The sequence below is a fragment of the Planctomycetia bacterium genome (assembly GCA_034440135.1).
GTDB lineage: Bacteria > Planctomycetota > Planctomycetia > Pirellulales > JALHLM01 > JALHLM01.
Map to the genome: position 1 here is coordinate 1 of JAWXBP010000079.1, position 8,168 is coordinate 8,168.

Consider the following 8,168-nt stretch of genomic DNA (forward strand, 5'->3'; position numbering starts at 1 on the left):
GCCAGCAGGAGCGCATCGAGCTGCCGACGCTAAAACGCGTCCTCTCCGCCGGCGCGCCGGTGCCGCCGCGCGTATTGAAGATGGTGCGCGATTGCCTGCCCATCGACGGGGAAGTCTACACGCCTTATGGCGCGACGGAAGCGTTGCCTGTCGCTTCGATTTCGGCCCGCGAAGTGCTGGAAGAGACCGCCTCGCTCTCCGCCAAAGGCGCCGGCACGTGCGTCGGGAGAAGGTTCCCAGGCATCGACTGGAAAATTATCCGCCCGGTGGACGGGCCTTTGCCGTCGATCGACGAAGTCGAACCCGTGCCCGCGGGCGAGATCGGCGAGTTGATCGTCACCGGCGAAGTGGTCACGCGCGAGTACGTCACGCGGCGCGAAGCGAACGCGCTCGCTAAGATCGAGGATGGCCATCGCATTTGGCACCGGATGGGAGACGTCGGTTATTTCGACGGCGCGGATCGCTTTTGGTTCTGCGGCCGCATGGCGCACCGCCTGCTGACGGCCAGCGGCCCGATGTACACGATTCCGTGTGAAGCGATCTTCAATGGGCACTCGGATGTGTTTCGTAGCGCGCTCGTCGGCATTGGCCCATGCGGCGCGCAGCGTCCGGCGATCGTAATCGAACCATGGCCCGGCAAGCTGCCGCGCGGTGCACAGGCACGCGAGCGATTCGTGCAGCAACTGCGCGAGCTGGGCAGTGCACAGCAACACACGCTGGGAATCACTGACTTCCTGTTCATGGCCGCGCTGCCGGTGGATATCCGCCACAACGCCAAGATCTTCCGCGAGCGGCTCGCCGTTTGGGCGGAGAAGCAACTGGCGAAGAGTTCGACATCATGAAGGCGCTCGTCACCGGCGGGGGCGGGTTTCTGGGTCGCTACATTGTCGAACAGCTCATCGCGCGCGGCGACCAGGTCCGCGCGCTTCAACGCGGCGACTATCCCGAGTTGGCCCAACTCGGCGTCGAAGTCTTCAAGGGCGACATTCGCGACGAGACGCAAGTCGTCGAGGCCTGCCGTGGCGTCGACACCGTATTTCACGTCGCCGCCGTGGCCGGCATCTGGGGACCTTGGAAACGCTACTACGAAATCAACACTCTTGGCACGCGGCACGTGTTGACGGGATGCCGCACGCACGGCGTCTCAAGGGTTGTTTTCTGCAGCAGCCCCAGCGTGACGTTCAACGGCGTCGATCAATGCGGCGTTAACGAGTCGGTGCCATACGCCACGCGCTGGCTATGTCACTATCCACATACCAAAGCGCTCGCCGAACAAATGGTTCTGCGGGCCAACGGCGAAAACGGCTTGCTGACCTGCGCACTGCGCCCGCACTTGATCTGGGGCCCGCGCGATCAGCATTTGATCCCGCGGCTGATCGATCGCGCGCGGCGCGGGCAACTGCGCCGCGTCGGCGACGGAACGAACTTGATTGATATGGTGTACGTGGAAAATGCGGCCCATGCGCATCTCCTCGCAGCCGACGCCCTTCGTCAAGGAAGCCCCGCTTGCGGGCAGGCCTATTTCATCAGCCAAGGTGAGCCGGTGAATTGCTGGACCTGGCACAACGAAGTGCTCGCGTTGGCGGACTTGCCGCCCGTCGCACGATCGTTGAGTGCTAAAGCGGCGTGGCGCATCGGCGCTGCGATGGAAGCGGTCTACTCGCTCTTGCGGCTCCAGAGCGAGCCTCTGATGACGCGATTCCTCGCCGCGCAGCTCAGCACTTCGCACTATTTCGACATTTCCGCGGCGCGGAGGGACCTCCGCTACGCGCCCATCGTTTCCACCGCCACGGGGATGGCGCGATTGCGCGATGAATTGAGAAGGTCGCGTGCGAACCATTGACGCAATTGGCGTGTCGGGCTTGCGATCTAAGCATCAGGAGTTTTCGACCGATGGCCGAGTACCGCTGGAATCAAACAGACCTCGCCGAAGAGTTCGATCGCGCCGCGGAGTACATCCATCCGCAGTACCTGGCCGTCCAGGACGCCATTCTCGATCTGCTGGCCGAGGTCGACGCGACGCGCGGCCTGATCGTCGACGCCGGCGGCGGCAGCGGGCGGCTGGCCCAGCGCATGCTTGAGCGCTTTTCCGAGTGCCGAGTGCTGGTCGTCGACCAATCGGTGGCGTTCCTCGAGATTGCCACCCGCCGCATGGCCCCGTTCGGTGCGCGCGGCGGCGTGCTTACAGCTCGATTACAGGAGGATTGGACTTCACAGCTTCCCGAGCGCCCCGTGGCAATTGTCAGCATGTCGGCGATTCACCACTTGGACCCGGCGGAGAAGCGAGATTGTTACGCCCGCTGCTTTCAAGCCCTGGCGCCGGGCGGCGTACTGCTTAACGGCGACGAAGTCCGGGACCCCATCCCGGCGGCCTATCGACAACACATGTTGAACTGGTCGACGTGGAAGAACGAGCAAATCGCCGCAGGTCGCCTCTCTGACGCCATGGCCGAAAATTGGCGCCGGTGGGAAGAGCGGAATATCGTCCACTTCGACGCTCCCCGGAAAAGCGGCGACGACTGCCACGAGACGATCGAGGCCCAGCTGGAGTATTTCCGCCAGGCAGGGTTCTCGCAGGTCGATGCACCTTGGAGCAGGGCGATGTGGGCGGTGCTACGCGGGGTGAGAGGAGAAGAGTAAAGGGGTTATTTCCTTGCTGCGAGAGGCGGAAATGGCCATCTGCGACGGTCGCGCTATCTCGGCGCGCTTTGTTGGGTCGCGCAAGCCGCTTAGATTCCTGGGGAATCTTTCGATTTCTCAAAAATCCGCTGTCTTCGGCGTCCGGATTGGTCCGGAAAAACGCTCTAGATAGCAGACGAGCCGCGCGTCCCCGCCTCGAACGTCGTAATCCTCCCGCTTACCCCGCCTGACGTCCGCTCCGTGCTAGCAGGTCGGCTGCCTCCCAGGGCGCAGGCTTCCACGCGGACCCGCTGCCTGGAGTGTTCCCTTCCCATGCCAAACTATCGGGTCCTGGTGAGCGGCGAAGGGCCGTGGATGGAGCTGGAGGGCCGTTCGCAGCCGAGCGGATTCAAGGTGCTCTGCCATGTTTGGGCAACGGACCCCGCCGTGGCCGCAAATCTCGCGGCGCAGGTGGTCCGCGCAGCGCCGGCCTTGTCGGCAGCAGTCTTCAGTCATTTCACCAACGCCGCGCCCGTATTTATCGACGAAATTGACGAAGCCCCGCCGGGCGAGTGTCACGAGCCAGTCGCCGCGTTTCACTTCTTTCCTCTGAACGGCGGCGACGACTTTCGGCCGCACTCGTTCCTGGAGCGATAGTTCGTCGACGTGATGGTTTCCGGAGGCTCCCGGCGATAAAATGCGGAGGAACAGCGACGACCGGAACCGTTTCGAGGCCATTCACGATGATTTCATTCATCGTCCCTGCGCACAACGAAGAGGCGCACGTCGGCGCCTCCCTCGGCGCGATCCATGAGTCGGCGCGCGCCGTCGGCGAACCGTACGAAGTGATCGTCGTGGACGACGCCTCGACGGATCGCACCGGCGAGATCGCCACGGCAGCCCAAGCGCGTGTGATCCGTGTCGAATACCGGCACATCTCCGCCACGCGCAACGCTGGCGCGCGCGAAGCTCAGGGAGAGATATTCTTCTTCGTCGACGCGGACACGCTGGTCAACACCGACGCCGTGCGCGCATCGCTGGCCGCTTTGCAACAAGGCGCCGTCGCCGGCGGCTGCCTGTTCCGCTTCGACGGCCAGGTCCCGCTGTGGGCGAAGCTAATCTATCCGCCGGGCGTCGTGTTTTCGCGTTGCTTCAAGTTCGTCGGCGGGTGCTGCCTGTTCTGTCACCGCGAGGCATTCTTCCAAGCCGGCGGTTTTTCGGAAGACCACTATGCCGGCGAAGAAGTCGGTTTAATTCGAGCTTGGAAGCGCCAAGGTAGATTCGTCGTGCCGCGCCCGACCGTAGTCACCTCGGGCCGTAAGTTGCGGGCGCATTCGCTCAAGGAAGTCCTCACCGCCGTCGGGCGCGCATTCGTCCGCCAATGCGGCAAGCCTAGCAAGCAGCGCGAGGGCCTCGACCTCTGGTACGGCGAACGCAAGCCGGACATGTTGGCGCCGACCTGCGACGCGTCAACTTGATCGATCACTCAATCGACGGAGACATTGAAAATGGCGTTGCGAAATCCGGTGGCAGCGTATATCGCCGCAAGTAACATCGAAGCGCACTTGTTGAAAAATCTACTGATTGACGCTGGCATCGAAGCGGCTGTGGAAGAGGATGTCTCACAAATAGGCGTTTGGTGGGGAGGTTTGGCCTCACAACTCCATCGGCCGAAGGTCTGGATTGAGCAATCGGAAACGAATCGAGCGGCGCCAATTCTTGAGGAGTTCGAACGACAAGAGTCGGAGCGGAGACTGGCTGAGCGTCAGCCGGACAGGACGGTCGACCATGTGATTCGCGTCACATGCGAGGAGTGCGAAGCGCAATCGGAATTCCCCACGGCGTTGCAAGGGACTGTTCAATTCTGTCCAAAATGCGCCGCCTATGTTGATGTGGGAGACGATCAACCCGACTTCGATTGGGAAGAGACTGGCGGACCTGACTAGCTTGCCGCTGGACCTGACGTCCACATTGGAATTCAGTCCAGATATCTCCGCGTCAGATCGCTATAGGCGTCGATGCGGCGGTCTCTCAGGAACGGCCAATGCGTCCGGACGACGTCGACCTGGTCGAGGTTGCACTCGATAATCAACGTCTCCTCACGATCATGCGACGCGCGGGCCAAGACGTTGCCGTTCGGGTCGCTGATGAACGATGCGCCCCAGAACTCGATGTTGCCTTCCATTCCCGTACGGTTCGGCGCGGCGACAAATACGCCGTTGGCGATCGCGTGGCTGCGCATCATCGTTTCCCACGCGGAGTGTTGGCTCACTCCGTATTCCGCCTTTTCGCTGGGGTGCCAACCAATCGCCGTGGGATAAAACAACATCTGCGCACCGGCGAGCGCGGTTAATCGCGCCGCTTCCGGATACCACTGATCCCAGCAAACGCAGACGCCGATGCGGCCAAACTTCGTGTCAAAAGCTCGAAAGCCCAAGTCGCCGGGCGTGAAGTAGAACTTCTCGTAGTACAACGGATCGTCGGGAATGTGCATCTTGCGATACAGCCCGACTTGCGAACCGTCGACGTCGAACACCACCGCGGTATTGTGGTACAAACCGGCCGCGCGCTTTTCGAACAACGAGCCGATGACCACCACGCCGTGTTGCTTCGCCGCGGCCGCAAGCGCCTCACTCGTCGGACCAGGGATCGGTTCCGCCTGCGCGAACATCCGATGGTCTTCGGTCTGGCAGAAATACAGCCCGGCGAAGATCTCCTGCAAGCAGACGATCTGTGCGCCGGCGGCCGCGGCTTCACCGATCCGCGCGAGCGCTTTCTCGACGTTCGGCCCTTTGGCCTCGACGCATTTCATCTGCACGAGCGCGACCTGGACGCGCGCTGGGCTCTCGGTGGGCATGGCGATTCCCTGAAAAGACGCGGCACATCAGCGGTGAAACGCTTGATCGTACCGGCCGAGGGGACGCGGGTGAAGCCGCCGCTATGCCGCGATGGATCGCAATTTGCTCACACGCCAGGTTGCGCGGCAGTGGCTCCCGCTGGAGCACCGGGCAATTTGATGAGCGCCTCGGGGGCGGGCTGCGCGCTATCCACGCGCACGGAGCGAGCCTTTTGTCGTCCGCGAATCGCCGGGCTCGCGACCGACTTGTCGAGTTCTTCCTGATAACGCGCGGCTTCGACGTCGCTAGGCGCCGCGGCGCGCCAATCCTGGAGCACCGGCCGGGCCGCGTCCGCCTGGCCGAGGGCCAGCAGGCCGATGGTCAACCACCGCAAGCAAATCGGATCATGACAGCCCGCCTCGTATGCGGTTCGCAGATAGCCCAGCGCCGGAATCCAATTCCCTTGCGCCGCGAGACAGGCCCCGCGAACGCCGATGCGCATTGCTTCAACGCCCGAGCCGTCTTGCGCGACGTTCGATGTTGCCGCTAACGCTTCAGAATCGCGTCCGAGTTGCACGAGCAATTCCAATTTTCGCCTGGCGAGCGAGCTAACTTGCGGAAACCGCTGGCAAGCTTGATCTAACACCCTCAGAGCGCGCTCGTGCTCGCCGCGAATCTGCAGCAGCAGGCTCCAATTGACCGCGCCAATTGCCGGCAGATCGCGGAGATGAATCGCCCGCGGCTCGACCTGGCCGATCTCGAACGCCGCCTGAAATGACCGGCAAGCCAGTTCCAGGTGATCCTGTTGCTGGAGATACGCCCCCATCGCGCACAACAGTTGCGCGTCGTAGGGGAAGGTCTCCAGCGCCTCGAGGCAGACCGCCAACTGCTGGCGGCGGTCCGATTCATCGCCACGGAACAGGCCCAACAGGCCGTAGTAGGCGATCAACATATCCAACGAACCGCGGTCCGCGAGGCGCAGGGCCTGGTAATAATGCTGTGTGGCGCGAGTGCGGTCGCCCAAAGTGGCGTGCGCTTCGGCGCTGGCGACCAGCGCGCGGGGATTCATGCCCACCTGTTGTACATCCATGGTAGCCAAGCGCATCAGTTGCCTGGCACTGGTTTCGACGGCCGCCGCGTCTTGTCCTGTGCTCGGCGCCGCTATGCGCCAGTCAGACAGCTCGACGCGCACCTGTAGCGCTTCGATCGCGGGGAGCGCCGTTTCGCGCACGATGCCGCTAAAACGCAGGCCCCCGCACTTGGGGAAAAGCCGCATCACGGCGACTTGCTCTCCGTGCAGGTCCGGTGTGGCTGGGGGAAGATCCAGCCAGCACCAATATGCTGCGTCCAGCGTCGGCTGGGTGCACAGCCATGCGCACATTGACTGAGCTGCTTCGGCTGCGAGTGATTCGCCTGCGTTCAGGAAAAGAATCCAATCGCCCTGAGCGGCGGCCAGGGCGTCATTTTTCGCGGCCGCCGGATCATCCGGATCGCGCTCGAGCGACGTGACGCCTGGTGGTACGCTCGCCTTCAGCGGGTGGCCGCTTACATTCAAGACGATGGTTTCATCGGCCGCGGGAGCCACGCTGAACATCGACGCCCGGAGGTCTGCCGAAGCGTCCTCGACCACAATCACGGCGGTCAGTCGGCATCTGGATGTCGCGATCGAGGTCATGTGCCCTCCTTGGCACGGGCTTCGCCGTTCAAGCGCAATTTGATCGGGGGCGAGAGCTTAGCAACCCAGTGCCACGGCCAGAAGGTCATTTGATGGCGGTAGGAAATTGGCGGGAGGCATTCATTGGGGAACGTGGCTATGACGGCCGATGAAGGTACGAGCTAGCCAACCTCGCCGTCCCGTTTGGCGAAGTAACGACGATTCCCAGTTCCCGCCGCCGCGCCGATGGTATCGAACGAAAACATCTTGCAGGAAATGGAACGTCAACAGGACGACGTCCTGGGGCGACTGGACGCGCTGAACGATCGCATCGAAGCACTGCTCGCGACGGAAAGCGTTTCTTCGCTGCGACTTGCGACTGAACTTCAAGTCTGTGGATCGACTCAATAGTTAAGCAAGGGGCGTAAGTCTTCTGCCCCGTTTCTTGGCTCACTGCCACACCGTCGCCACGACTTCTCCCGTGGCGAACGCTCCGCGTAAGGCCACTCGGCCGGCGTCTGAAATTGGCACTCCCTCTCGAATGTGCCAGTAACTTCATAGTTTTTGTGAAGTATTTCGCGTGAATAAAAATTCCCGGAAAAAAGATGGTTATTTAGCACTTGGATATGGAAAAGTGTTGAAAAATGATTAAGTTATGTGAGTGTTCCCTGCCTAACCCCTGTAAGCACTATAGCCGACAGGGGGAGGGGTGAATTTGTCCGCAGATTGCCCGTTCGGGCAGAGATTCAGGCAACATTCGCATGACGGCACGGTCGAGATTTCGGTCGACCGTCCGTCATGGATCCACGACTTTCCGAAGCGGCGTGGCGATTTCGCGCGTCGTTCTGAACTGAAAACAGAGTGAGTAGGTGCATCGCTCGTCCAAGCGATTCACCGCCAAGGTGGGAGAGGGAGCGAGGCACAGTTGAGGAATGCGGGAATCCGTTCGCGGTTCTCGTCTGGGAGGGGATCGTCTCATCAAAAGTATCTGGGAGAACATCATGAGGAAGAGATCGTGGATCTCATGCGCTGCGGCGCTGGCGCTCTCGTTTGGCGCC

At 62.0% G+C, this 8,168-nt stretch carries 9 protein-coding genes; 7 read left to right on the forward strand and 2 right to left on the reverse strand.

Annotated features, from left to right (window positions below; translation table 11 throughout):
- The 6 genes from SGJ19_04470 to SGJ19_04495 all read left to right on the forward strand — a co-directional run.
- The coding region (locus SGJ19_04470) for an AMP-binding protein (protein ID MDZ4779485.1) at window positions 1-842 on the forward strand (842 nt) is incomplete at its 5' end.
- Window positions 839-1,843, forward strand: coding sequence for an NAD-dependent epimerase/dehydratase family protein (locus tag SGJ19_04475; protein MDZ4779486.1), 1,005 nt, complete (start codon window positions 839-841; stop codon window positions 1,841-1,843). The genes SGJ19_04470 and SGJ19_04475, both read left to right, overlap by 4 nt.
- Before the next feature lie 50 nt (window positions 1,844-1,893).
- Window positions 1,894-2,640 (forward strand): class I SAM-dependent methyltransferase, encoded by a 747-nt coding sequence (locus SGJ19_04480; protein MDZ4779487.1) that lies wholly within the window; start codon window positions 1,894-1,896, stop codon window positions 2,638-2,640.
- Between the two features lie 312 nt (window positions 2,641-2,952).
- Window positions 2,953-3,276 carry a hypothetical protein gene (locus SGJ19_04485; GenBank protein MDZ4779488.1) on the forward strand — a complete coding sequence of 108 codons (324 nt, stop codon included), beginning with the start codon at window positions 2,953-2,955 and terminating at the stop codon, window positions 3,274-3,276.
- Between the two features lie 86 nt (window positions 3,277-3,362).
- Window positions 3,363-4,097 carry a glycosyltransferase gene (locus SGJ19_04490; GenBank protein ID MDZ4779489.1) on the forward strand — a complete coding sequence of 245 codons (735 nt, stop codon included), beginning with the start codon at window positions 3,363-3,365 and terminating at the stop codon, window positions 4,095-4,097.
- Window positions 4,098-4,127: 30 nt separating this feature from the next.
- Entirely contained in the window at window positions 4,128-4,565 is a 438-nt protein-coding gene (locus tag SGJ19_04495; protein MDZ4779490.1) for a DUF2007 domain-containing protein, read from the forward strand.
- Between the two features lie 32 nt (window positions 4,566-4,597).
- Here SGJ19_04495 and SGJ19_04500 read toward each other — a convergent pair whose 3' ends face one another.
- Together SGJ19_04500 and SGJ19_04505 are read right to left on the reverse strand one after the other, a co-directional pair.
- Entirely contained in the window at window positions 4,598-5,476 is an 879-nt protein-coding gene (locus tag SGJ19_04500) for a carbon-nitrogen hydrolase (protein ID MDZ4779491.1), read from the reverse strand.
- 107 nt (window positions 5,477-5,583) lie between these two features.
- Window positions 5,584-7,131, reverse strand: a complete 1,548-nt coding sequence (locus SGJ19_04505; GenBank protein MDZ4779492.1) for a hypothetical protein — start codon at window positions 7,129-7,131, stop codon at window positions 5,584-5,586.
- A gap of 225 nt (window positions 7,132-7,356) precedes the next feature.
- Between SGJ19_04505 and SGJ19_04510 the strand changes: the two genes are divergently transcribed.
- Window positions 7,357-7,521, forward strand: a complete 165-nt coding sequence (locus SGJ19_04510) for a hypothetical protein (GenBank protein ID MDZ4779493.1) — start codon at window positions 7,357-7,359, stop codon at window positions 7,519-7,521.
- The last annotated feature ends 647 nt before the right edge of the window (window positions 7,522-8,168 follow it).

What these genes read in the sequence shown, in the direction of transcription:
- SGJ19_04485 (MDZ4779488.1), top strand. Translation starts at nt 2,953, where the DNA reads ATGCCAAACTATCGGGTCCTGGTGAGCGGCGAAGGGCCGTGGATGGAG.
- SGJ19_04475 (MDZ4779486.1), top strand. Translation starts at nt 839, where the DNA reads ATGAAGGCGCTCGTCACCGGCGGGGGCGGGTTTCTGGGTCGCTACATT.
- SGJ19_04500 (MDZ4779491.1), bottom strand. Translation starts at nt 5,476, where the DNA reads ATGCCCACCGAGAGCCCAGCGCGCGTCCAGGTCGCGCTCGTGCAGATG.
- SGJ19_04505 (MDZ4779492.1), bottom strand. Translation starts at nt 7,131, where the DNA reads ATGACCTCGATCGCGACATCCAGATGCCGACTGACCGCCGTGATTGTG.
- SGJ19_04480 (MDZ4779487.1), top strand. Translation starts at nt 1,894, where the DNA reads ATGGCCGAGTACCGCTGGAATCAAACAGACCTCGCCGAAGAGTTCGAT.
- SGJ19_04495 (MDZ4779490.1), top strand. Translation starts at nt 4,128, where the DNA reads ATGGCGTTGCGAAATCCGGTGGCAGCGTATATCGCCGCAAGTAACATC.
- SGJ19_04510 (MDZ4779493.1), top strand. Translation starts at nt 7,357, where the DNA reads ATGGTATCGAACGAAAACATCTTGCAGGAAATGGAACGTCAACAGGAC.
- SGJ19_04490 (MDZ4779489.1), top strand. Translation starts at nt 3,363, where the DNA reads ATGATTTCATTCATCGTCCCTGCGCACAACGAAGAGGCGCACGTCGGC.